The 24,314-nt window shown below is 48.5% G+C and carries 20 protein-coding genes; 8 read left to right on the forward strand and 12 right to left on the reverse strand.

The window, feature by feature from the left end; all coding sequences use genetic code 11:
* Window positions 1–320: 320 nt before the first annotated feature.
* The 6 genes from recG to gmk all read right to left on the reverse strand — a co-directional run bounded on the left by recG (window position 321) and on the right by gmk (window position 6,910).
* On the reverse strand, window positions 321–2,429 hold the full coding sequence (gene recG, locus QL234_RS18090) for an ATP-dependent DNA helicase RecG (RefSeq protein WP_281559374.1): 2,109 nt from the start codon (window positions 2,427–2,429) through the stop codon (window positions 321–323).
* Window positions 2,430–2,431: 2 nt separating this feature from the next.
* Entirely contained in the window at window positions 2,432–3,139 is a 708-nt protein-coding gene (gene trmH, locus QL234_RS18095; protein ID WP_281559207.1) for a tRNA (guanosine(18)-2'-O)-methyltransferase TrmH, read from the reverse strand.
* Between the two features lie 89 nt (window positions 3,140–3,228).
* Window positions 3,229–3,618: a RidA family protein gene (locus QL234_RS18100; RefSeq protein WP_281559208.1), complete on the reverse strand. Its 390-nt coding sequence runs from the start codon at window positions 3,616–3,618 to the stop codon at window positions 3,229–3,231.
* An 11-nt stretch (window positions 3,619–3,629) separates the two neighbouring features.
* Window positions 3,630–5,738 carry a bifunctional GTP diphosphokinase/guanosine-3',5'-bis pyrophosphate 3'-pyrophosphohydrolase gene (gene spoT, locus QL234_RS18105; RefSeq protein ID WP_281559209.1) on the reverse strand — a complete coding sequence of 703 codons (2,109 nt, stop codon included), beginning with the start codon at window positions 5,736–5,738 and terminating at the stop codon, window positions 3,630–3,632.
* A 207-nt stretch (window positions 5,739–5,945) separates the two neighbouring features.
* A complete protein-coding gene (gene rpoZ / locus QL234_RS18110; protein WP_044834337.1) occupies window positions 5,946–6,227 on the reverse strand; it encodes a DNA-directed RNA polymerase subunit omega in 282 nt (93 codons plus the stop codon).
* 53 nt (window positions 6,228–6,280) lie between these two features.
* On the reverse strand, window positions 6,281–6,910 hold the full coding sequence (gmk, locus tag QL234_RS18115) for a guanylate kinase (RefSeq protein ID WP_044834336.1): 630 nt from the start codon (window positions 6,908–6,910) through the stop codon (window positions 6,281–6,283).
* Between the two features lie 288 nt (window positions 6,911–7,198).
* Between gmk and QL234_RS18120 the strand changes: the two genes are divergently transcribed.
* The 3 genes from QL234_RS18120 to QL234_RS18130 all read left to right on the forward strand — a co-directional run bounded on the left by QL234_RS18120 (window position 7,199) and on the right by QL234_RS18130 (window position 11,512).
* A complete protein-coding gene (locus QL234_RS18120; RefSeq protein ID WP_281559375.1) occupies window positions 7,199–8,896 on the forward strand; it encodes an alkaline phosphatase in 1,698 nt (565 codons plus the stop codon).
* 212 nt (window positions 8,897–9,108) lie between these two features.
* A complete protein-coding gene (locus tag QL234_RS18125) occupies window positions 9,109–10,254 on the forward strand; it encodes a hypothetical protein (RefSeq protein ID WP_281559210.1) in 1,146 nt (381 codons plus the stop codon).
* 295 nt (window positions 10,255–10,549) lie between these two features.
* The gene (locus tag QL234_RS18130) at window positions 10,550–11,512 is read left to right on the forward strand and encodes a hypothetical protein (protein ID WP_281559211.1); all 963 of its coding nucleotides are present in this window, start codon (window positions 10,550–10,552) and stop codon (window positions 11,510–11,512) included.
* An 85-nt stretch (window positions 11,513–11,597) separates the two neighbouring features.
* Here QL234_RS18130 and QL234_RS18135 read toward each other — a convergent pair whose 3' ends face one another.
* Window positions 11,598–11,861 carry a SymE family type I addiction module toxin gene (locus QL234_RS18135; protein WP_281559212.1) on the reverse strand — a complete coding sequence of 88 codons (264 nt, stop codon included), beginning with the start codon at window positions 11,859–11,861 and terminating at the stop codon, window positions 11,598–11,600.
* Between the two features lie 742 nt (window positions 11,862–12,603).
* Here QL234_RS18135 and QL234_RS18140 point away from each other — a divergent pair.
* Entirely contained in the window at window positions 12,604–13,683 is a 1,080-nt protein-coding gene (locus tag QL234_RS18140) for a hypothetical protein (RefSeq protein WP_281559213.1), read from the forward strand.
* A gap of 82 nt (window positions 13,684–13,765) precedes the next feature.
* Here the strand turns inward: QL234_RS18140 and QL234_RS18145 are convergent, their stop codons facing one another.
* Window positions 13,766–14,953: an amino acid aminotransferase gene (locus QL234_RS18145; protein WP_281559214.1), complete on the reverse strand. Its 1,188-nt coding sequence runs from the start codon at window positions 14,951–14,953 to the stop codon at window positions 13,766–13,768.
* Window positions 14,954–15,246: 293 nt separating this feature from the next.
* Window positions 15,247–15,957, reverse strand: coding sequence for a DUF445 domain-containing protein (locus QL234_RS18150; RefSeq protein ID WP_281559215.1), 711 nt, complete (start codon window positions 15,955–15,957; stop codon window positions 15,247–15,249).
* Window positions 15,958–16,134: 177 nt separating this feature from the next.
* On the opposite strand from QL234_RS18150, the gene greB reads away from it, so the two are divergent.
* From greB to QL234_RS18165, 3 genes are all read left to right on the forward strand, one after another.
* Window positions 16,135–16,611 (forward strand): transcription elongation factor GreB, encoded by a 477-nt coding sequence (greB, locus tag QL234_RS18155; protein ID WP_044834329.1) that lies wholly within the window; start codon window positions 16,135–16,137, stop codon window positions 16,609–16,611.
* A gap of 220 nt (window positions 16,612–16,831) precedes the next feature.
* Window positions 16,832–19,189 (forward strand): Tex family protein, encoded by a 2,358-nt coding sequence (locus QL234_RS18160; RefSeq protein WP_281559216.1) that lies wholly within the window; start codon window positions 16,832–16,834, stop codon window positions 19,187–19,189.
* A gap of 360 nt (window positions 19,190–19,549) precedes the next feature.
* Complete coding sequence (locus tag QL234_RS18165; protein WP_281559217.1) at window positions 19,550–19,912, forward strand: molecular chaperone DnaJ; 363 nt, start codon at window positions 19,550–19,552, stop codon at window positions 19,910–19,912.
* Between the two features lie 79 nt (window positions 19,913–19,991).
* Here QL234_RS18165 and QL234_RS18170 read toward each other — a convergent pair whose 3' ends face one another.
* From QL234_RS18170 to coaBC, 3 genes are all read right to left on the reverse strand, one after another.
* Window positions 19,992–21,449 carry an aminoacyl-histidine dipeptidase gene (locus QL234_RS18170; RefSeq protein WP_281559218.1) on the reverse strand — a complete coding sequence of 486 codons (1,458 nt, stop codon included), beginning with the start codon at window positions 21,447–21,449 and terminating at the stop codon, window positions 19,992–19,994.
* 91 nt (window positions 21,450–21,540) lie between these two features.
* Complete coding sequence (gene slmA / locus QL234_RS18175) at window positions 21,541–22,125, reverse strand: nucleoid occlusion factor SlmA (RefSeq protein WP_044834326.1); 585 nt, start codon at window positions 22,123–22,125, stop codon at window positions 21,541–21,543.
* Between the two features lie 125 nt (window positions 22,126–22,250).
* Window positions 22,251–23,465 (reverse strand): bifunctional phosphopantothenoylcysteine decarboxylase/phosphopantothenate--cysteine ligase CoaBC, encoded by a 1,215-nt coding sequence (gene coaBC / locus QL234_RS18180; protein WP_281559219.1) that lies wholly within the window; start codon window positions 23,463–23,465, stop codon window positions 22,251–22,253.
* A gap of 101 nt (window positions 23,466–23,566) precedes the next feature.
* Between coaBC and radC the strand changes: the two genes are divergently transcribed.
* Window positions 23,567–24,241: a DNA repair protein RadC gene (radC, locus tag QL234_RS18185; protein ID WP_044834324.1), complete on the forward strand. Its 675-nt coding sequence runs from the start codon at window positions 23,567–23,569 to the stop codon at window positions 24,239–24,241.
* Window positions 24,242–24,314: the final 73 nt, after the last annotated feature.

The raw sequence follows: 24,314 nt of genomic DNA on the forward strand, positions 1-24,314 counted from the left end.
ATTCGATACTAACAACTGCACGGCTTGCCTCTAGTAAATTTACGACGGGTTTTCGCGAATTTCCGACATCGAAAAATTAATGCTTTATATTCAGGTGCTTATTTTCGATGTTAATTAAAAATAATAGAGCTGTTAACTGCATCTGGTACGATTTGTTGTTTTTCGGATAAATAACCACCGGAAAAAGAGGGCTGGTAAGGTGTTTGTTAATAAAAAGCTAGAGGGTAAGCGGTGAGATATAATCGGCAAGAGGCTGATTCTCGATTTTTACTGCGGTTAAAAATGGCTAAACGCTGTTGCGGAATTAGTAAAGGGTGTTATCAGGCGTTGGAATATTGTTCTTTATTCGCCATCCAGCGATTGATCAATGCCAGGCCTTTCTCCGGATGTTTTTTCCATAACAGGTAGGCATCGCGTTTTACTTCCGGGATTAATTCGGCATCCCGCAATAAATCGGCAATTTTCAATTCCGCCAAACCGGTTTGCCGGGTACCGAGCAATTCCCCCGGGCCGCGTATTTCCAGATCCCGCTGGGCGATGACAAAACCGTCGTTGCTTTCCCGTAATACGCCCAGGCGTTTAACGGCGGTTTTTGACAGCGGACTCTTGTACATGAGTACGCAATGTGAAGCGATGGCGCCACGCCCTACCCGGCCGCGCAGCTGGTGTAACTGGGCCAGCCCTAAACGTTCCGGGTTTTCGATCACCATCAAACTGGAGTTAGGCACGTCGACGCCTACTTCGATTACTGTGGTCGCCACCAGCAAGTGTAAATTGCCTTCCTTGAACTGGTCCATGACTTCCTGTTTTTCAGCCGCTTTCATCCGGCCGTGTACCAGGCCGATTTTCAAGCTGGGTAATTGCTGCTGTAAATAGTTGGCGGTATCTTCTGCCGCCTGGCATTGCAACACTTCCGACTCATCAATCAGGGTGCAGACCCAGTAGGCCTGGCGGTTATCCTGTTCGCATGCCTGGCGGATGCGTTCAACGACATCGTCGCGACGGCTGTCGGGCAGGGCCACTGTGGTAATGGGGGTGCGTCCCGGCGGCAACTCATCGATCACTGAGGTATCAAGATCGGCATAGGCGGTCATGGACAGGGTTCTGGGGATCGGGGTCGCGGTCATGATCAGCTGGTGGGGATAAGTGCCGTCGAAAGCGCCCTTTTCCCGCAGGGATAATCTCTGGTGTACCCCGAATTTATGCTGCTCATCGATGATCACTAACACCATTTTTTGAAAGACCACCTGCTCCTGGAACAGGGCATGGGTACCGATCACCAGCTGCATGCTGCCGTCTGCTATTGCCGCCAAAGCTAGATTTCTGGCCTTGGACTTGGTTTTGCCGGCGAGCCAGCCGACATTGATACCCAGCGGCTCAAACCATTTTTGAAAATTAATGGCGTGCTGCTCTGCCAGGATTTCGGTTGGTGCCATCAGCGCCACCTGATAGCCCCGCCCTATGGCGGTAATGGCTGCCAGTGCCGCCACCAGGGTTTTGCCCGAGCCAACATCTCCCTGCACCAGGCGCATCATAGGCACAGGTTTGGCTAGATCGGTGCGGATCTCATCTACCACTCGTGCCTGGGCGCCGGTAGGGGAAAAAGGCAGGGAATCGAGAAACTGCTTGTTGAGTTTGTCATCGATATCCAGGGAAATAGCTTTGTGTTTATCGCTCGATGCCCTGAGTTTGAGCATGCTGAGATTATGGGCCAGCAGCTCTTCCTTGATCAATCTGATTTGCGCCGGGTGTTTACCGTTCTCCATGGCGCTGATATTGGTATCCGGTGGCGGCCGGTGGATGATCGCCAGTGCCTGGGCCAGAGACAAAGGGTGTTGCAGAAACTCCGGCGGTACCAGTTCTTGTACCTGGCCCCGTTTCAGGCGCACCAGTGCCTGTTCGGTCAGGTTGCGCAGGGAAATTTGTCTCAGGCCGTCGGTGGTGGGATAGACAGGGGTCAGGGTTTCTTCACCGGCAGCAAGTGGTTTATCCTGATCCAGGGGTTTGTATTCCGGATGTACGATTTCAAAACCGCGTCCGCCGCGGCTGATTTCGCCGTAGCAGCGGATGCTGGTGCCTACCGCCAGGGTTTTGATCAAACTGGCGGAGAAATGGAAAAATCGTAAATTGATGGTGCCGGTATCGTCGCTTAAGGTGACCAGCAGCATACGGCGCTTGCCCTGCACTATCTGGTTGTTGACCACTTCGCCGATGACATTGGTGTGTATGCCCGGCACCAGCTCGCCGATGGAGAGGATGCGGGTGCGGTCTTCGTAACGCAGCGGCAGGTGAAACAGCAGATCCTGGATGGTCAGCAAGCCGACCTTTTCCAGTTTTTTTGCCATGCCGGGGCCGACACCTTTGAGTACGGTCACCGGGGTGATCGCCAGGTTGTCTAAGCCCTGCCCGGCTGCTGCCTGTGTTGCCATGGCTAGTCGTCGATGTCCTGCCAGGTTTCTTTGGTCATCTGCATTTTTTGCCACCAGTCATCGCTGGCAACTATCTGCCCTTCATCGTCGATTTGCGGATAAGGCAAACCTTTGCGGTTGCAGGCCTTGGCAAAAATCGGGTGACCTCCTTCGAACAGGATGCGCTGGCGGCGCTCTTCACTCAAACGAGGGTTGTCATAAAGTCCGGCAAGTTGGCGCTGGCGTTGGGCTTCGTATAAGACAACCGAGCAGGCGACGGAAACATTAAGTGACTGCACCATGCCCACCATAGGAATAATGATATCCTGATCCGCCAAATCCAACGCGGTTTGAGATGCGCCGAATTTTTCCTGGCCGAGGATGATTGCGGTCGGTTTGGTATAATCGACTTCGCGAAAATCTACCGCAGTCGGTGACAGGTTTGTCACCAGTACCTGCATATTTTGCTTTTTCAGCTCGGCGATAGCATCTTCTGTAGTAGTGTAGTTATGTACGTCAATCCAGTTTTGACTGCCGGCGGCACTGCCCCCGGAAACCCGCATCTGCTCGCTTTTCCATACCGCGTGCACGTCGCTGACACCTATGGCGTCACAGGTACGTACCACGGCGGCCAGGTTGTGGTTTTTGTGTACCCCTTCCATGCAAACGGTGAGATCGGGTTGGCGTTTATCCAGCATCTGTTTGATGCGTTCATGTCTTTCTGGTGTCATAAAGGTAACTACTTAAGGTTTTAGCTCTGCCCGACCGCTTACCGGCGATCGGGGGATTTAGGTGTCGCAGCTATGCTGTCAGGGCAATGCTAGTCGACGCTGGGCAATTCCATGATGCCGTCTATTTCGATATCGACATTTTTAGGCAACTGGGCAACACCTATGGCGGCACGGGCCGGGTAAGGTTCTTTGAAGTAGCGGCTCATTACTTCATTTACCGTGCCGAAATTGGCCAGGTCGGTCATGAAAATATTCACTTTTACCATATCGTTGATGCTGCCGTCGGCGGCTTCACATACGGCTACCAGGTTTTTAAATACCTGCTCGGCCTGTTCTTCGAAGCTGCCGCCTACCACTTCCATGGTGTTTGGATCTAAAGGGATCTGGCCGGAAAGGTAAACGGTATTTTTTACTTTTACTGCCTGGCTGTAAGTGCCGATAGCGCCTGGGGCACTTTCTGTTTTAATAATGGTTTTCATAAAGCTCTCTTTTATTTGTTACGGATCACCCGCTGTACATCCACCATAACCTTAATTTTTCGAATAATATCGGCTAAATGTACGCGGTTGTGACAGGTGATCTCCAGATCTATGGTGTATAAGCCGGAGTCTTTTTCATCGGTATTGAGGGAGTGTACGTTGGACTCACACTTGGCGATGACATTGGTGAGGGCGGCAAGCGCCCCCTGGTGGTTGATTATTTCAATGCGCAGGCGGGCGATAAAGTCGCGGTCGATATCGCTGTCCCATTTTACCGGGAACAAGCTGCCCTGCTCATGGCCTTTGATATTACGGCAACCCTGCTGGTGCACCATCAAGCCCTTACCCGGACTGAGGTAGGCCAGAATACTGTCGCCGGGAATCGGACGGCAGCATTTACCGTAGTTGACCAGCATGCCTTCGGTGCCTTTGATCGGCATCTTGGTTTTGCTGGTGGTCGGTTCCAGCTCGCTGTCTTCGGTAAATTCATCGGTTAAACGGCGGGCAATACCGATACTGAGGGCATTACCTAAGCCTATGTTGATCAGCAGGTTGTCAAAGGTAGCATTGCCGGTTTCTTTAACCACAGAGTCGATTTTTTCCTGGGGGATATCTTCCAGTGCGGTTTTGCCTAAGGCATGGCTGAGCAGACGTAAGCCGAGTGCCTGGGACTCGGTTTTTTCCTGGGAGCGCAAATAGGTACGGATCTGCAATCTGGCCTTGGCGGTCACCACGAAGTTAAGCCAGGTGGCATTGGGACGCGCCGCCGAGGAAGTGATCACTTCTATGGTTTGTCCCGAGTCGATTGGCTGGCTTAACGGATAAGGCTTGCGGTCGACCTTGGCGCCGACGCAGGAGTTGCCGACATCCGTGTGTACCGCGTAGGCAAAGTCTACCGCGGTGGCGCCCATCGGCAGTTCGATAATACGGCCGTCCGGGGTAAAGACATAAATTTCTTCCGGGAACAGATCCGATTTAACGTTTTCGATAAATTCAAACGAGCTACCGGCGCTTTGCTGTAACTCCAGCAGGCTCTGCATCCAGCGGCGGGCTTTCATTTGCGCCGTGGTGCCGCTGTCGTCGCCGTCTTGTTTATATAACCAGTGGGCCGCGACCCCTTTATCCGCCATTTGATCCATGTCTTTGGTACGGATCTGAATTTCTACCGGAATACCGTGCGGGCCGATCAATGAGGTATGCAGCGATTGGTAGCCGTTGGTTTTGGGAATGGCAATATAATCTTTAAACCGGGTTTCGATCGGTTTAAACAGGTTGTGTACCGCCCCCAGGGCACGGTAACAGTCGTCAAATTTATTGTCGACTATGACCCTAAAGGCATAAATATCCATCACCTCGTTAAACATCAGTTCTTTGTTCAACATTTTGCGGTAGATGGAATAAAGGTGTTTTTCACGGCCGACTATGGTCGCCGGAATTCCGCTTTCTTCTAAACGGGCGGTAATTTCTTCCTGGATATTATTGATGATTTCTTTACGGTTGCCTCGGGCCTGTTTGACTGCTGACTTTAATGCCCGGCTGCGCATTGGATACAGGGCCTCAAAGCCGAGGATTTCCAATTCGTTCTTAATATCATGGATGCCGAGACGGTTGGCGATGGGAGCGTAAATATCCAGGGTTTCGCGGGCGATGCGGCGGCGTTTGTCGGGTCTGAGGGACTCCAGGGTGCGCATGTTATGGGTACGGTCGGCGAGTTTGATCAGGATCACCCTGATATCCTGCACCATGGCCAGCACCATTTTACGGAAGTTTTCCGCCTGCATTTCTTCTTTATTGTCGAACTTGAGTTTGTCGAGTTTACTGACCCCTTCCACCAGCTCGGCGACGGTATGGCCGAACAGCTCCGCCAGTTCGTCTTTGGTGGTGCTGGTATCTTCAATCACGTCATGGAGCAGCGCCGCCATTAAGGTTTCATGATCCAGGTGCATTTTTGCCAGGTTAAGGGACACGGCTACCGGGTGGGTAATATAAGGCTCACCGCTTGAGCGCATCTGACCTTCATGGGCATCTCTGGCCACTATATAAGCTTGTTTTAGCAGCTCTATCTGGTCTTTGGACAGGTAACTGGAAACGTGTTCTTTTAATGGTTCAAAAAGGTACACCAAAAACTCCCTTAATGTTTTGCTGCTTAGTGAATATTAATCTAGGGGACAAATCACAGGATACGTGTATTTGCCAATAAAGCCAATGGCTATAAGCCTTTTCTATTGATGAAATGTTTCGATTTTCAGAAAAAAGCCGTAAAAATAAAAAACGCGCAAAACTGATGTCAGTTATTGCGCGTTTTCAGACACTCACCCAGAGAAAAATTACTCTGCGTTTTGTCCACCAACAATAGCAGCAACGGCAGCAAGTTCGGCCGATTCCTGCTGTACTTGTGCGTGACGCTCAGCGCTGTTCATGACATCTGTGGTGATTAAACCTTCTTCGATTTCACGTAACGCCAATACTGTTGGTTTGTCATTTTCAAGCTCAACCAAAGGATCTTTTCCGCCGGTTGCAATTTGGCGGGCACGACGAGATGCTACCAGCACCAGGTCAAAACGATTACCGATTTTTTCTACGGCATCTTCAACAGTTACGCGAGCCATTAGGTCACTCCAACAATAAAATTTATAAAATAGTAGCGTAGTTTACTTCATGCTTAATCGTTAGCCAATAGATCATTAAACAAATCCTGATGTTTTTCTATCTGTTGGCTACGCTTTAAGCGCTGGTTGTTAACGATGGTGGTCAGATCAAGCAGTGCCTGGTCGAAATCATCGTTCACGATAATGTAATCAAATTCCTGATAATGGGAGCATTCTGCCTGTGCCTGGGCCATGCGATCGCGGATCACTTCGTCGCTGTCCTGGCCGCGGCTGCGCAGGCGGTTTTCCAGCTCCTGCTTCGACGGCGGGCTGATGAAGATAGTGGTCACTTCCGGCTTTTTCATCCGTACCTGCTGGGCGCCCTGCCAGTCGATATCCAGGAAAACATCTATGCCTTGTGCCAGCTGGGCATCGATAGCAGCTTCCGAGGTGCCGTAATAATTACCGAAAACTTCGGCATATTCGTAAAAGGCTTTTTCGTCGATTTGCTTTTTAAATTCATCCACGCTGACAAAGTGATAATGCTCGCCATTGTTTTCACCCGGACGGGGGGCGCGCGTAGTATGGGAAACAGAAACCTGCATAGGTCTTGGTGATGCCTGCTTCAGTAATGCGGTGATCAGGCTTGATTTACCGGCTCCGCTGGGGGCCGACAAAATGAATAAGTTACCACTGGCTGCCACTGTCGTTCCTTTTAAAAAGCTTATTTCGAAAATTCAGGGGCGCGCACTATACCTAATTTTACCCCCTTTGCCACGTTTTTTATTTTTACCTCCAGGCCATAAGTTTAGCTATATATCAGTAAGTCTTGGTGAACTATTGTACTTTTTTATCTGTAAATTCAGTTGATTAATTTATCATCATCTGGTCAGAGTTGTCATAATTCTGTCTTGAAACTGTCTTTCTTTTGTCATCTTTTACCACTAGTTTAGCGGCAACTATTTTATCGCACCGTTTATAAGGGTTGAATGATGTTCAAGAAAACTATGCTGGCCATGGTGGTCTCCGGGGTATTTTTAACGGGTTGTAATGACGATGACACGCATGAAGTGGTCAAAACAGTGGAAGTTGTTAAAGAAGTTGAAGTACCCAGGGAAGCCTCAGAGGAAGTCACGACAGTTAAAAATGTGATTTTGATGATAGGTGACGGCATGGGACCGCAACAGGTTGGCCTGCTGGAAGAATATGCCCGCCGCGCCCCCAACTCTACCTACAATGAGTCGGGCAATGAAACCGCATTGACCAAGCTAGGTCAGGCGGGTCAGCTCGGCTTGTCGTTAAATGCTCCCTTTGGTGCCAACGGCAGCTTAGTGGTGGACTCCGCCTGTTCAGCTACCCAGTTGGCCACAGGCATTGCCGCCGGTTCGGAAATGATAGGTTTGGACAGCGAAGGTAATGTTGTTAAAACCATTTTAGAGAAAGCCAAGGCCCAGGGGAAAGCCACCGGGTTGGTTTCCGATACCCGTATTACTCATGCCACGCCGGCATCTTTTGCCGCCCACCAGCCGCATCGTTCGCTGGAAGCTGAAATCGCCGAAGAGCTGATTTCCTCTGGCAGTGTTGATTTGATGTTATCTGGTGGCGCCCGGGTGTTCCTGCCGTCGGATATTCAAACCGATGAAGAAGATCGTCAGTTGATGGCGGATTTAGGCGCACCGGAAAGTGTCTACAAAAAGTCGAAACGTAGCGATGACCGTAACTTGCTGCTGGAAGCAAAAAATGAATACGGATATAACCTGGCTTTTGACCGCGATCAGCTGAGCAGCACAGCCAGCGACGAAGGCACGAAAATATTAGGTTTGTTTGCCAATTCAGGTATGGCGGACGGCATTGCCTACAGCGAATGTAAAAAAGATGACAGCTGTACCCAGCCTTCATTAAGGGAAATGACGTTAAAAGCCTTGGATATCTTGTCTAAAGATCCCGATGGCTTTTTCCTGATGATCGAAGGGGGCCAAATCGACTGGGCCGGTCACCTTAACGATGCCGGTTGGATGTTACACGAATTGTTGAAGTTTGATGAAGCTGTAGCCGCGGTATATGAATGGGTCAAAGACAGGAATGATACTCTGGTGGTGGTAACCGCCGACCATGAAACCGGCAGTTTCGGTTTCAGCTATTCCCGTAACGATTTACCCGAAGCACAGATCCTTGACGGTGACGGCATGAATGGTCGTGAATATAAGCCTAACTTTAACTTTGGCGCATTATCGAAACTGGATATGCTTTATGCCCAAACAGGTACCTTCTATGACATGATGGATATTGTTAGTGCCGACTGGGATTTCACCAATACCACCGGTGAGCAATGGGCGAATGCCATTAATACCCATAGTGAATTTAAAGTGACCGCCGAAGAAGCCGAGTTTATTGGTGAGCGCGAGGTAAATGAATACCTGGTGCATGATCACAGCTACTTAAGCGCCGAAGAGTTCCCGAAAGTGAATGACTTTAAAGAATTCTATGTTTATGGCGATGAAATTCATGGTGATTTAATCGGCCGCGCCCTGGCGAAAGAGCAAAACATTGTCTGGGGAACAGGTACCCATACCGCAGCGCCTGTGCCGGTATATGTGTTTGGCCCGGAGGCTATTACCAAGCAATTTTCCACCATGCAGCATCATGTGGATATTGCCAATAAGATGATGGCGGCGCTGATTCAGGAGTAAGGCTACCTTTATAGGTAGTAATCAGAGTCGATTAAAAAGCCGAAATGAAATAATTTATTTCGGTTTTTTCTACTGTAATGGCATGTAATGTTTAAGTCGTTGTTTTATTTAGTCGAAGAGAGGTAATATATACCCGCTTATCCATATTCGCGATGCAAATATGGCGGGCTATGGAAAGCGATTAGATATATTTATAAGGAAGTATCATTTCAATGAAGAAAATTCTCTTGCCGGTTGTCGGCTTATTATCCTCGGCCATGTGGGCCTCTCCCTCTTCTGCTGCAGATGACGTTTATTATGAAACCCGTATTTGCGGTGACTGCAGTTATAGCCAGGCCTTGGCCATAGCAAAAACACTGGAGCCACAAAAAAACTGTTTCCTTGACGGCAATGGCGGTCCTGAGCAGCAAAGTTGTTATTCTATCACCAATAAAGTCTTGGTGGTGAACTCGGTTACCCGGGCTATGTATGGTTTTTATAACGGCCATGACAACCAGGGTATGTCGGATATGGATTTAGTCAATTTTGTTCGGGATATCGGCACCATACCTGAACAAGCCCGTTATTTAGCAAACGGTATTTTAGATACATATGAAGCCTTGCACCAGGTGGCTGCTGAACTTACTGAAGAAATTAACGCTGTCCCCGGAAACTATAGCAATTCATTTAAGCCAGCTAAAAACCGTCTAGGGATCTTGGCGGATAGTAATACCAATCAATGTGCTGACAGCAAAGAAGCAAAAGCAGTGGAAGCTGCATTTTCCCTTTCTACTAGATCTAATCTAAGGATGCGAGCTCAACAGAAACTGGCTAATAACCCAAATTTAGCAACGCATTTTAAATCCAGCGACGTAACTGGGATAAATTTTGGTTTTGGTGGTGGAGGACTTACTCTTGGTGGCTCCTGGATTATTCAACCCAAAAGTCAGTATATTTATAACCGATTTGAAACTGATGTTCCAAACGGTGGTTCACAAAGTGAATTTACCCAAGTAGTGTACACGTTAAGTTTGGACAAACATGGGTTAGATATAGAACTAAACGAAGTGCAGACATTTTTTGCTGGCATTAATATCAAAGATATGAAAAACGTCCCCGCTAAAGCTTCTGAAATATCATTCTGTTTAGGGGAAGCCTTAGATAAAGCTTTTAAGAAAACAGTCTCTCCTTCGAGCAGTGGCTCCGGAGGCGGCTCTGGTTCAGGATCAACAGGCGGTGGCCTTAATCCCAGGTTCGGTAATATTCCCGTAACTAGCGGCAGTGGTAGTTTCGGTGGCGGCGGAGGTGGCGGCACCTGTGATCATCATTATTACCATAAGGGGCAATTGATTGCGACCATTGCGGGTCCTTGCCCATAAAGCTGTATAAGGTTGGTTATTATTAGCTGACTTAGCAAAGGAAATCGCCGTCCTTGTTCTTTTTCATTTGAGCTGGAAGAGTGCACGGGCCGGCGGTTTTTTGCTTTCATAAGATCTTTGAACCCCTCCAATTAATTGAACAATATTAGGCATAATGCAATTTATGAAGTGCAGAAATATTATCTTGCCGTTTGTCGGCTTATTATCTTCGGCCATATGGGCCACTCCCTCTTTTGCTGCCGATGACATCTATTATGAAACCCGTATCTGCGGTGACTGCAATTATAGCCAGGCGTTGGAAATAGCAAAAACGCTGGAGCCGCAAAAGAACTGTTCTCACGACGACAATGGCCTGCCAAGTTGTTATTCAACTAGCAATAAAATCTTGGTGGTGAACTCTGTTACCCGGGCTATGTATGCCTTTGAGAACGGTCATGACAATCAGGGGTTGTCGGATAGTGATTTAGTCAATTATGTCCAGGATATCCGCGCTATACCCGAAGCAATTAAAGCGTTGGCAAATGGGGTGTTAAATAGCTATGAAGCCATACACCAGGTGGCAAATGAACTTACGGCTGAAATCAATGCCGTGCCGCAAAGCTATAGTCATTTGTTGCAATCAAGGCAAGGCAGAGCTTTGGCTGACGGCAGCAGCAGTGACTGTGAAAATAGCCGGGTGGCAAAAGCGGTTGATACCGCCTTCTCTTTGAAAAGCCGAAGCAATGTCCAATATCGAGCACAGCAGAAATTTGCCAATCATCCCGCTGTAAAAAGCGGGATTACTAGTCGGACACTAAACTGGAGGGATTTTGACGCCGGTATTGGCACAATCGCTATCGGTGGTAGTTGGCTGGTGGAGCCAAAACGTCTGTTTATCTATGACAAGTTTGAAAGCGATGTGCCAATTGATGATTCGTTTAGTAATCGCAATCAAGTGGTTTACCGGTTAAGCATGTCCAATAGCGCGTTGGTTTTAGATTTATCTGAAGGGCTAACCTATTTTGCCGGATATAATCTTTCACAGCTGAAGAAAAGTGTAGCGGATGCGGCAAAGGTCTCGGTTTGTTTAGGGAAGACCTTTGATAAAACTTTTCCTAAAATGCTAATCCCTTCAGGCACTGCCCCCGGGGAGCCTCAGCCAAGGTTTGGCAATATACCCATTGCCAGCAGGGACCGCGGAGCTGATGGCCAAAGCTGTGATCATCGTTATTATCGTATGGGATCGCTGTTTGCCACGATCGCAGGCTCTTGCGAATAAAGGGATAATGCTTAACTTGCTGATAAAGCCACCGCACCTGCAAACTGGCGCAGTGGCTTAATCCTTTATTTATCGATTGACGGGGTTACGCCTCCTGCTCGCGGGTGAGCACAATTTCATCCGGCTTTATAACAACACGGACTTTTTGTCCGATAGAAAAACCGGCCCGGTGCAGCCATTTTCCCCTGAGTACAAGACAAGGTTCAAGGTTGACCGGTACATAGTTAATGCCGATGCCGCGGGTTTTCGTTGCCGACTCGCAGGTGGTTTCCAGCACGGTAAGCTGGCGGTAGCTGGGATATTTTACTTTTGCCGAGCTGAGCTCTGGCGTATGATGATATTCAGCCATGACGGACTCCAGTTTAGTTCGTTTTGGTTAGCTGTCTCCGTGTGTTTGGTGCACTCGGGGATAGCGCTTGGTTTTACTGCCTCCTTGGATGATAAACATCCCCTTAATTCATAGCCTATAAAGCTGGATAAATCAACAATACTGGATAGGTAATCAGGCTATATTGCTACTTGGTATTTAAAGTGCAATAGCATGTTGAATTAGCTCTGCTTTTTTGCCGCTGTATTGAGCTTTTTGAAAAATTTGCAGTGATAATAGCGGTATTATCGGCGCATTTTTAAAACGTATTTTTACCGGGAAAAAACCTAGACAGTGAAGTTTATATGTAACCAATGTCAGAGAACGATTTTTAACCGCAGGTTAGAGCATTGTGAGTTTTGTAATGCTCAAATTCCCGAGCAGCTCAGGTTAACGGTACAGGAGTAAGAAGCGCTGGAAGACGAATATCAGGAGTCCAGGCGTTATATAGGGTTTTAATTTACTATGCGGATATTGATCTGTCTGGCATAGCTGTATTTTTCAATGTATTCAGTGTTTAAACAGGCTCAAGCTTTCTTATTATCTGGGTATGTGGGGTTAACAATATTTATTGAAAATAGGTATAATACCGGCCACAAGTTTTTCATCATACCTGTTTGTTCGTGAGTTTCTCCGCTTTAGGAGACCTAGCTTTAATCACTTCAAAAACTCTCTCTCAATTTTAGGTGTAAAGCATTTTAAATTAACTATAAGGATACTTTTGGTGTTCAGACATACTTTTTTATCGGTGATATGTTGTACTTTGCTGGCCGCATGTGGCGGTTCAAGCTCTGGTAATTCGTCGGATGAAACATCTTCGGGTGGTCAGGATTCCTCCTCTTCAGGTGGACAAGAATCTGTATCCATTCCTTTAGATAGCCAGTTTTATGGTTTATGGACATATGCTGATGCAGCTTATGTTGCTGTGGCTAAGGATACGGTAACGGTATTTACCCATGATCTGGAGAAGGATTGTTATGACTCCGGATTATTTACTGTTGATGCCAGTACCGAGACATCTTTAACGTCAACAGATGTGGAAACCGGGGAGCAGGCCACATCCAAGTTTGCTTTTGTTGATGACTATCTGAGTATCGAGGAAGAAGGGGAAGTCTTATATTTTCAGCAAGCAGGTTTATTTGACCCAACCCCCAGTTGTGGTAGTTATCATGACGTTACTGAGGTTGAGGTTGCGCTGGATTTGTCGTTTTTGCCTCCTTATGTGGTAATTAACCGGGATGCACAGGATACAGGCAAGGTTGAGTACGACTATGCCATTAGATTTGATGTCAATAAGAGCGGTACATTAGATGCCGGCGATGTTGCCCTCATTATCAGGCACTTTAAATCCGATGCCGAGTATCCTAATAATCATTCCCTTGCCATTACCGAGCTGGAAGGCGATATTTGGTCTTATATGCCGAGACATCAGCAGGATGTTATCGCCAGTGAGCATACCAATACCGAGCTGAATAGTGTTCAGGTTGAGCAATCTGGCAACAGGTTAACTTTTACTGTTGATCCGGGACAGCATGCTCTATTGGCCCATATTAATGAGGAAACACCCGTACAAATTCGTACTTTTATGAATTATCCAGAACCAGAGGCTGAAGTGATCAGTGAATGGTCGGATGGCCCCTGGAACTGGAGCAGCAAGTTGCATCAAGATGCCCTTCCGGATTCTGGTTTTACCCAGCCAAACTTTTATTCGGACATGTTAATTGATGATGCAGCGGCTGATCTCATCCAGGGGGAGTCTATGTGGGTAGATATTAAATCGGTGAAGTTTAGCTTCACCAAGTAGTTATTTCATCACGGCGATAGTTGCCGGATATAAAAAAGCAGAATTTCCCATACGGAAATTCTGCTTTTTTTATGGGGTAATTTTACAGTACTTTGGCAATCGACTGTGCCAGGTAATCGACATTTTTGTTGGCAATACCGGCAATGCTCACACGGCTTGAATCCACCATATAGATGCTGAACTCATCCTGCAGGCGTTGTACCTGCTCAGGAGTAATACCCAGGAAGGAGAACATGCCTTTTTGACGGGTAATAAAGCTGAAGTCGCGGGTAATGCCCTGCTCTACCAGTTTATCTACCAGCAGCTGGCGGTTGCCGTTGATGCGGTCGCGCATTTCTTTTAATTCGCCGTACCATTGCTGACGTAATTCGTCAGAGCTTAAAATGGTTTCTACGATAGCCGCGCCGTGAGCCGGTGGCATGGAGTAAATACAACGTACCACGCTCAGCAGGACCGAGTTGGCAATATCTGTGCTGGCGGCACTTTCACCGATAATGGTACAGGCGCCGATACGCTCGCGGTATAAACCGAAGTTTTTCGAACATGAGCTGGCGACCAGCATCTGTTTGACGTTATCCGCCATTAAGCGCAGGCCGTAGGCATCTTCGTCCAAACCATCGCCAAAGCCCTGGTAAGCCATGTCGATTAACGGCGTGAAACCTCTTTCTTTGGCTACTTCAACCACTTGCTGCCATTGCTCGCGGTTTAAATCCATGCCGCTCGGGTTGTGGCAACAGGCGTGCAATAATACCGCATCGTCTTTGCCTACCTGTTTTAACGCCGTTAACATGCCGTCAAAGTCCAGGTTTTTGTTTTCGTAGTCGTAATAAGGGTAGGTTTTAACATTCAGGCCCGATGCCTGGAATAAACCTGTGTGGTTGGCCCAGGTCGGGTTGCTGACCCAGATGGTGGCGCCGGTTTTACAACTACTGATAAATTCGGCAGCAACACGTAATGCGCCGGTACCGCCCGGGGTAGACACGGTGCGGGCACGGTTTTCGGATAATACTTTATGGTCGCCGAAAATCAGCTTGCTCATTTCGTCATTAAACAAAGGTGAGCCGGTAGGGCCTATGTATACTTTGGTGTCTTCGGTGTTAAAACGATGCTGTTCAGCAGCCTTGACGCAATCTAAAATTGCGGTATGTCCAGATTCATCCTTGTATACGCCCACACCCAGGTCAATTTTCTGCGGGTTCTCATCTGTTCTATATTTCGCCAACAAGCCTAAAATCGGATCGGCCGGCAAAGCCTTTAAACTACCAAACATGACTCCATTTACCTTTTATTAACGGAGGTTTTTTCTGTGTTGGCGCCATCGCCAGCCAGGATATCAACCCCCAGAGTTTGAGGGCCAAGCATAGCCTAGTTTGGGGGCGAAATTAAAGCCTTATATGGAAAAAAATAGCAGCTAAAAGCCATTGGCTGGCACGATAAAATAACGTGTTAGTTTCTGTAACTTTACAGGAAAGATTTTCGGGTAACTTACAGGGTGACAGCTTTGTCATTTCGGCAAGTTACCCGGGGTGTACTTATGCGTTAATAAACGGTGGTAAATCTGCCCTAAAAGGTGTTAGTGACGGCGGCGATCGAACCGATAATACCGCCGAAGACACCGCCCCAGACCACCAGCCAGCCCAAATGTTTGCGGATCATGGTTTGAATGATTTCTTTCACCAGCTGCGGGGTGAGTTCGTTAAGGCGCTTTTCGATAATATCGCTGACCTTGTCGCGCATACCGGCGATAACACTCGGCTGTTCCAACTCATCCCTTAACAGGCTGTTGAACTCATCGCTTTGGGAAATTTCGCCGATGCTGGTTTTCATTTTTTCGATAAAGGGCTCCTTCAGCGGCTGTATCGCTTCGCTGCCGCCTACCATGGCCAGCATGCCGCCGAATGAGGAGTTTTCGATCACCGCCACCAGGTTGTCAAAAGCCGGGGTTAAATCGACTTTTTCAATCACCGGGGCTAAATCTAAGGTATTGGCCTTGCCTGAACTGTCGGATAAAAAGCGGTCGATATTATCTTCGGTAAAAAACTGCTCCATCATCAGGTCGCGTATGCCTTTTTTGAAATCTTCGAACCGGGCGGGGATCACCCCTGAGCCATACAGGCCAGGCACCTTTTCAAATAACATATGCACTGCCAGCCAGTTGGTAATAGCGCCCGACAGGGCAAATAAGCCGACGGTAAATAAAATGGGCTGACTAAGAAAATACCCGCCCAGGGCACACAGTAAAGCGAGCAGGTTGGTGATGACACTTTTATTCACTTAAAACTCCGAAAGTTAGTGGTTTTTTGGCGATACTTTTTGCCGCACATAGTAACAATCTTGATTTGCAGATCCAATGGCTTTGCATGGCCGGGGGGCAAAAAAGCTTGGCCTTGGCCAGGTTGCTGATATGATAATTAGCCATTGCAATCACCGGCTTGTTGAGAATACTGGTAAATGAAAACGAATTTAATCACCCGGGGCGGCTATGAACAGCTGCAGCAGGAATTAACCCACCTCTGGAAAGTGGAGCGGCCGGAAACCACCCAGAAAGTGTCCTGGGCGGCGAGCCTGGGAGACAGATCGGAAAATGCCGACTACCAATACAATAAAAAACGCCTCAGGGAAATAGACCGCCGGGTGCGTTACCTGACCAAGCGCCTGGAAAGCATTAAGATTGTTGATTATTCCCCGCAGCAGGAAGGCAAGGTCTTTTTTGGCGCCTGGGTGGAAATTGAAAACGACCAGGGAGAAACCTTAAGTTTCCGCATCGTCGGTCCGGATGAAATTTACGGCCGCACTGACTATACCTCGATAGACTCTCCCATGGCCCGGGCGTTATTAAAAAAGCAGGTGGATGATGAAGCCGTGGTCAATACCCCGAGCGGGGAGAAAACCTGGTATATCAATAAGATCATCTACAATAAGGATTAGCCGCACTTCCCGCCTGGCTGATTATTTTCGGCCAGCCGCTAAATTTCAGCCGTTAATGACGGTGTCAGGCTGATGAAAATCAATTTTATCGATATTTTTTACGCCATAAGCGGCAATATTGAAAAATATGCTGGTAAATCGGCGCTATCAAGAGTATATAAAAAGCAATTTTTTTTATCTTAATTTTCGTTAGCCGAAAATCAGCCGGAATGTATTATTCATGACGCAAATTGCCGAGCAAATCGCCAAAGAATTAACCGTTAAAGTTTCACAAGTTAGTGCAGCAATCGCCTTGCTGGATGAAGGTTCTACGGTACCTTTTATTGCCCGTTACCGTAAAGAAGCCACCGAAGGCCTGGATGACAACCACCTGCGCCACCTTGATCAGCGTCTGAATTATTTGCGCGACCTGGAAGATCGCCGCCAGGTGATCCTGACTAACATTGAGCAGCAGGGCAATTTATCAGCCGAGCTTAAAAGCGAAATCCTGGCGGCAGACAATAAAACCCGTCTTGAAGATCTGTATTTGCCTTACCGCCCCAAGCGCCGTACCAAAGGGCAAATCGCCATTGAAGCGGGCATTGAACCTTTGGCAGACAAGTTATACCAAGACTGGCAAGTGAACCCCGAGCAGGCGGCGAAAGACTTTATCAATGCCGATGCCGGTTTTAAAGACGAAAAAGCGGTACTTGACGGCGCTTGTTATATCTTGATCGAACGTTTTGCCGAAGATGCTGACTTACTACAAAAAATGCGTCGCCACTTATTAAAGCAGGCACACCTGACCAGCACCCTGGTTAAGGGTAAAGAAAAAGAGGCGGCGAAATACCGGGATTATTTTGAACATAGCGAATTGCTGAGAAATGTGCCGTCCCACCGTGCCCTGGCCATGTTCCGTGGCCGCAACGAAGGTTATCTTCAGCTTAATATCGATGTTGACCCGGGGCAGGAAGACAGCAGTTATTCCAGCGCCGAGCAGCTGATCATGGAACACTTTAACCTGCGCCTTTCCGGGCAGGCCGCGGCGGAGTTTTTAACGAAAGTGGTGCGCTGGAGCTGGAAAGTGAAACTCAGCCTGAGCCTGGAAAATGAACTGTTAGGCCAGTTGCGGGAACAGGCGGAAGCGGAATCTATCAAAGTTTTCTCCAGCAATTTAAATGATCTGTTAATGGCTTCACCGGCAGGGGCTAAAACCACCCTGGGACTGGATCCCGGGCTGCGTACCGGTTGTAAGATTGCCGTGGTGGACGGTACCGGTAAGCTGTTATATACCACCACCATTTTCCCGCATGCGCCGCAAAATCATTGGGATAAATCGGTACGCACGTTAGTGAATCTGTGCCAGCAATATAAGATTGAACTGATTGCCATTGGCAACGGCACTGCTTCACGGGAAAGCGATAAATTGGTGGCTGAAGCGATCCAGACACTGGAGTCGCTTAAACCGAGAAAAATTATGGTCAGCGAAGCCGGGGCCTCGGTGTATTCCGCCTCCGAGTTTGCCGCTAATGAATTCCCCGAGCTGGATGTTTCCCTGCGTGGTGCGGTATCTATTGCCCGTCGCTTGCAGGATCCGCTGGCGGAGCTGGTAAAAATTGATCCTAAAGCAATTGGGGTTGGCCAATACCAGCATGATGTCAGTCAGAGCCTGCTGAGTAAAACTTTGGATGATGTTATTGAAGATTGTGTAAACGCCGTCGGTGTCGATCTTAACAGTGCTTCCGTGCCTTTATTGACCCGGGTTTCCGGCTTGACTAAAACCATGGCGCAAAATGTGGTTGCGTTTCGTGATGCCAACGGCCGCTTTAATAACCGTAAAGAACTGATCAAGGTGCCACGCCTTGGGCCAAAGGCTTTTGAGCAGGCGGCGGGTTTCCTGCGTATTGCCAATGGCGACAATCCGCTGGATAAATCCGGCGTGCATCCGGAAACCTATCCTGTAGTAGAGCAAATTACCCGGGTATTAAACAGCGAGCTGGATGCCGTGTTAGGCAATGGCGAGCTGTTGAAACAACTTAAGGCGCAAGAGCTGGTTACGGATAAATTCGGTGAGTTAACGGTGCAGGATGTGATCAAAGAGCTGGAAAAACCCGGCCGCGATCCCCGTCCCGAATTTAAAACTGCGACCTTCCAGGAAGGGGTAAATACCATTGCCGATTTAAAAGTGGGCATGATCCTCGAAGGGGTGATTTCCAATGTCGCTAACTTTGGCGCTTTTGTTGATGTTGGTGTTCATCAGGACGGCCTGGTGCATATTTCCTCGTTAACCGACAAGTTTGTCAGCGATCCCCGGGAAGTGGTTAAAGCCGGCGATATCGTGAAAGTGAAAGTGGTTGAAGTAGATGTTGAGCGTAAACGTATCAGCTTAACCATGCGCCTGGATGATAAAGTCAGCGAAAAGCCTGCCCATAAGAAAGGCAAATCTGTCGATGCCGGTAATCAGCAAAGCAAGGGAGCGAAAGCTGGCGGCAAGGGCGGAGCTAAGCAGGGCAAAGGTAAAAGTCATAAGCCGAAAGAGCCGGCCAATGCCGCTATGGGCAATGCCTTTGCTGATGCTTTTGCCAAGCTGAAAAAGTAAAAAACAAAATCAGTTAAAAACTTTTGTTAAAAAATAACCAAATAAATGTTTGACAGTGCAAACGATAACTATTATCATTTGCGTTAACTGGTGAGGAGTTAAGATTTATGCCTCATAGCGACTCTCCAGATAGTTTACTGCCAAGTCCTTGTGACCCAGGACGCACAATGGCAAGGCGGTAAATTGCTCGCACATTAAAATTTGTAGTTTGACGGGAAACCGGTTGCGTTATGCAGCCGGTTTTTTTTTGCCTGAATTTGTGCCGAAAGCGCTTGAGTTACCCGGTGAAGACCAGCAGTCTGTTTTCTTTTTCTGCATATACTTAGGCAGTGTGGCTAGCTCTTCAAAGGATAATGAAGCATGACTGATGTCAAAAGTAATCTCTACCCCTGCGCCCATTGCCGGGAAAGCGGTACCTGCCGTAACGGCGAGAATGAACACTCCTGTAATTTTTGTATTAAACATAACGAGCTCAGGGGTAAAGAGCATATCGGTCTGGCTTTTGGCATATGTGGAGGCCTGGGGCGGGCAGAGCCTGTTACCGAACGTATGAATAAACGTATTACCCCGATACTGTCGATAGTTATCGTTTTACCTTTGCTGGCTATGGTGTGCTGGGCAATGGTGGTGAAAAGTGACTTTTTCAGTGAACTGCTTGCATTTGCCAGCGCCATCATAGGTACTGTGATTGGTTTTTATTTTTCGGCAAACAATCGTTTTTGACTGCTAATTGATAACTATTAAAAAAGCGCTATCGATTTATTCGACAGCGCCTTTTTGTCGGAATATGGTGCTTGCCGGCTTATTTCGCCGGGATAGCCGCCAGTACCGCTACCAGTAATTGCCAGTATTGACCGACAGTGGCGATTTCCACCTTTTCATCCGGCGAATGCGGGAACTTGATGGTGGGTCCGAAAGACACCATATCCCAATGCGGGTAGGCGGTTTTAAACAGGCCGCATTCCAGGCCGGCATGGATCACCATGATTTCAGGAATTTTGTTAAATAATCCCTGATAGGTATCCCGCACCACCTGCATGATGGCTGAGCTGGTATCCGGTTTCCAACCCGGGTAGGCGCCGGAAAATTCGATTTTTGCCTGTGCCAGTTCAAATACTGATTGCACCATTTGCTGGGCTTCCAGTCTGCCGTCGTCATGTAAGCTGCGGATCAGGGTTAAGGCAACAAACTTAGGCCCTTTGCAACGCATTACCCCCAGGTTTAACGAAGTTTCTACTATGCCTTCGATATCGTCACTCATGCGGATGACGCCGTTAGGACAGGCATTAAGGGCTCTTAAGATGGTATTTTGCTTATCCTGGCTCCAGCAGGTCTCGAAGGTTTCCGGCGAAATCAACAGCATGTCGATATCGGTTTCTACCCCGGCCAGGTTGTGGCGTATGGTCTGCAGGTAGTCGTCCAGTGCCGCTTTTAACGGTTCGATTTGTGCATTGGGCACGATAAAACTGGCATTGGCTTCACGCGGGATGGCGTTGCGCAGGCTGCCGCCGTTTAATTCGGTTAAACGGATGCCGAAGCTGTCGCTGGCTGTCAATAAGAAGCGTACCAGCAGTTTGTTGGCATTGGCGCGGCCGGTATGGATATCGACACCGGAATGGCCGCCTTTGAGGCCGGAAATGGATAAGTTAAAGGCCTGGCTGTCGGCAGGGACAGTATCAAAGTCAAGATCAAAGGTGACTGAGCCGTCGATGCCGCCGGCACAACCCATATAGACTTCCCCTTCCTGTTCGGAGTCGGTATTGATCAATATATCACCTTCGAGCCAGCCCGTTTCCAGGCCAAAGGCGCCGGTCATGCCCGCTTCTTCATCGATAGTGACTAATACTTCCAGCGGCCCGTGGGGGATATCATTGCTGGCCAAAACCGCCAGGGCGGAAGCCAGGCCGATACCGTTATCGGCGCCTAAGGTGGTGCCTTCTGCAGTCACCCAGTCGCCGTCAATATAAGGGCGGATGGGATCGGTCAGGAAGTCATGCTGGGTGTCGGCATTTTTTTGCGGCACCATATCCATGTGGGCTTGCAAGATCACGCCTTTGCGGTCTTCCATGCCGGCTGTGGCACCTTTGCTGATGATCAGGTTGCCGACTTTATCTTCTTTTACCGTTAGATCCAGTTCTTTGGCCCAGTTCTGGATCCAGGCGGAGACTTTTTCTTCGTGTTTAGACGGACGTGGAATGGCGCAAATGCTGTCGAAGATTTGCCACAGGCCCTGAGGTTGTAATTTTGCGATATCGCTCATAAGAATTCCCTAATAAGCTTATAGTGTTTAATTTTATGATTTTGTTTAAATAAAACGCCGGCGGAGCCAGCGTTTGTAAAGTGATAAGAGCTTATTTACTGGCCATTAAAAATTGCCATTGCTCATTAAAGTCATCACTGGGCTTTTTGCTGAAACTCGAACGCACGTACTGGCTGATTTTACCCTCGGTGTAAGACACCAGCATATTGGCCAGCGCCTGCTCCGGGATATCAAAACCTTTGCCTTCGCGTAACTTGCGTTCACGCAATACCTGTTTGAACTGGGATTCGAGTTTTTCAAAAAACTGGTTTACCCGGATGCCTAAACGTTCATTTTCTCCCATGATGGCATCGCCGGATAAAATGCGGCACATGCCCGGGTTGCGCTCGGCAAAAATCAGCATCACATGCAGGATATGGTGGCAGCGGATCAGGGCTTCTTTATGGTCCCCCAAGATCAAATTGATACGGGAAAAAATAGACTCTTCAATAAATTCGATTAAACCTTCGAACATCCGTGCCTTGGAAGGAAAGTGGCGATATAAAGCCGCTTCAGATACGCCTACTTCGGCCGCGAGTTTTGCCGTAGTAATACGCTGTCCCGGGCTGGTTTGTAACATCAACGCCAGGCATTCTAAAATTTGTTGCTTACGATTTGGTTTCTGATTAGCCGACATACAACTTATTTCTCTGATTTATTGTTATGGCGGACTTTGCCAAGCCCGCCTTATTTTTTGACGTGATTGTATAATGTTCTTTAGCAGCAATCCAACGTCAAACTAGGGTTATTTTACTTTAATCTTTATTCTGTGGATGAATTTTTTGCCTGGTAGGCTTGATTGATTATCGTTACCAGCTGGCTGGCCACTTGCTGTTTATTCGCCAAAGTAATCTCGGTGGCAGAGTCGGCGCTAAATACCGTCAGGGCGTTGTCTTCACTGTTAAAGCCCTGCCCTTCCCTGGCGACGTCGTTGGCGGCGATCAGGTCCAGTTTCTTACGGCTGAGTTTGCCGCGGGCATATTGCTCAACATCCTGGGTTTCCGCGGCAAAACCTACGGTAAAGGGACGCTGGTTCAGGGCGGCAACATCGGCGACAATATCCGGGTTTTTAACCAGTTTGAGCACCATGTCATCGGCGGTTTTTTTAATTTTTTGCGTGGCAACATCCGCCAGGCGATAATCGGCTACCGCGGCGCAGGCGACAAAAATGCTGGCTTCGGGGGCAAGAGCCATGGCCCGTTGATGCATCTCCTGGGCGCTGTTTACCCGGATGACTTCACATCCCTGAGGGGGGGCTAAGTTTACCGGGCCTGAGATCAGGGTTACCCGGGCGCCGGCATTTGCCGCGGCGCGGGCAATGGCATAGCCCATTTTGCCTGAGCTGTGGTTGGAGATATAACGCACCGGATCTATGGCTTCCCGGGTGGGACCGGCTGTGAGCAGCCAATGCTGGCCCGCCAGGGTTTTTTCCTGATACAGCTGGCAGCAAAGCCGGGTTAATTCTTCCGGTTCCAACATACGCCCCAGGCCGACATCGCCACAGGCCTGTTCGCCTGCACCCGGCCCCCAGAAGGTTATCTGGCGTTGTTTCAATGTCTCGACATTGGCCTGGGTGGCATCGGCATGCCACATTTGCTGGTTCATGGCCGGGGCCAGTACTACAGGTGCGGCGCTGGCTAAACAGATGGTGCTGAGCAGGTCGTCTGCCATGCCCGCTGCCAGCCGGGCCAGGGTATTGGCACTTGCCGGGGCGATTAAAATCAGATCCGCCCATTTGGCCAGTTCAATATGGCCCATGGCCAGTTCCGCCTGCGGATCCAATAAACTGTCGGCAACCGGGTTGGCTGACACTGCCTGTAAGGTCATCGGGGTGATAAAGGCTTTCGCTCCCTGGGTCATTACCACCCTGACATCGGCCCCCTGCTCTTTGAGCCGCCTGACGAGTTCCGGGGTTTTATAGGCTGCGATACCGCCGGTGATCCCAAGAACAATTTTTTTGTCCTGAAGAATTTGCATAACCTGCTAATCTTAAAAATGTTTGCTGACAAGATAACATTATTGACGGTAAAAATCTCTTACCTATCGCTTTCTATCACTGCAAGATTACGGAATAACTTATGTTAAAGGACTTGCCTGATCTCGAACGCCCCAGAGAAAAGTTACTGCATTTAGGGGCGGAAAGTTTAACCGATGCCGAGCTGCTGGCGATTTTTTTAAGAACCGGGGTCAAAGGCTGCCATGTGGTGGAGCTGGCGCAGCAGCTGCTGAAGAATTTTGGCAGTATTTCCGGGATATACCGGGCGGAGCACGATGAGTTTTGCCAACAACACGGTTTGGGCAGTGCCAAATTTGTGCAGTTGCAGGCTTGCCTGGAAATGTCGAAGCGTTATCTGGCGGAGCAAATGAACAACGGGCAGGAGCTGCTTTCCTCCCAGGCGACCCGGGATTATTTAATTGCTGAATTACGCCATGAAACCCGGGAGATTTTTGCCGTGTTATATCTCAACAATCAGCATCAGGTATTGAAATTCGAACGCTTGTTTTTTGGCACTGTCGATGCGGCGGCGGTTTATCCGCGTATCGTCGTTGAGCAGGCGATAAAACATCATGCCGCGGCGGTGATCCTCAGCCATAACCATCCCTCCGGCCTGGCCGAAGCCAGTATTGCCGATAAACAAATCACTCAAAGACTGATTCAGGCGTTAAATTTAGTGGATATCCGGGTGCTGGATCACATGATAGTGGCCGGAGGTCATTGCTACTCCTTCGCCGAACACGGTGAGCTGGGTTAGCCCTTTTGAAGGGAAAATAAGCGAAAAAGCCACTAAAAAGCCTGAAAATTTGCAAGCTGGGAATATGGCTATT

The sequence above is a fragment of the Thalassomonas sp. RHCl1 genome, assembly GCF_947387555.1.
Classification (GTDB): Bacteria; Pseudomonadota; Gammaproteobacteria; order Enterobacterales; family Alteromonadaceae; genus Thalassomonas.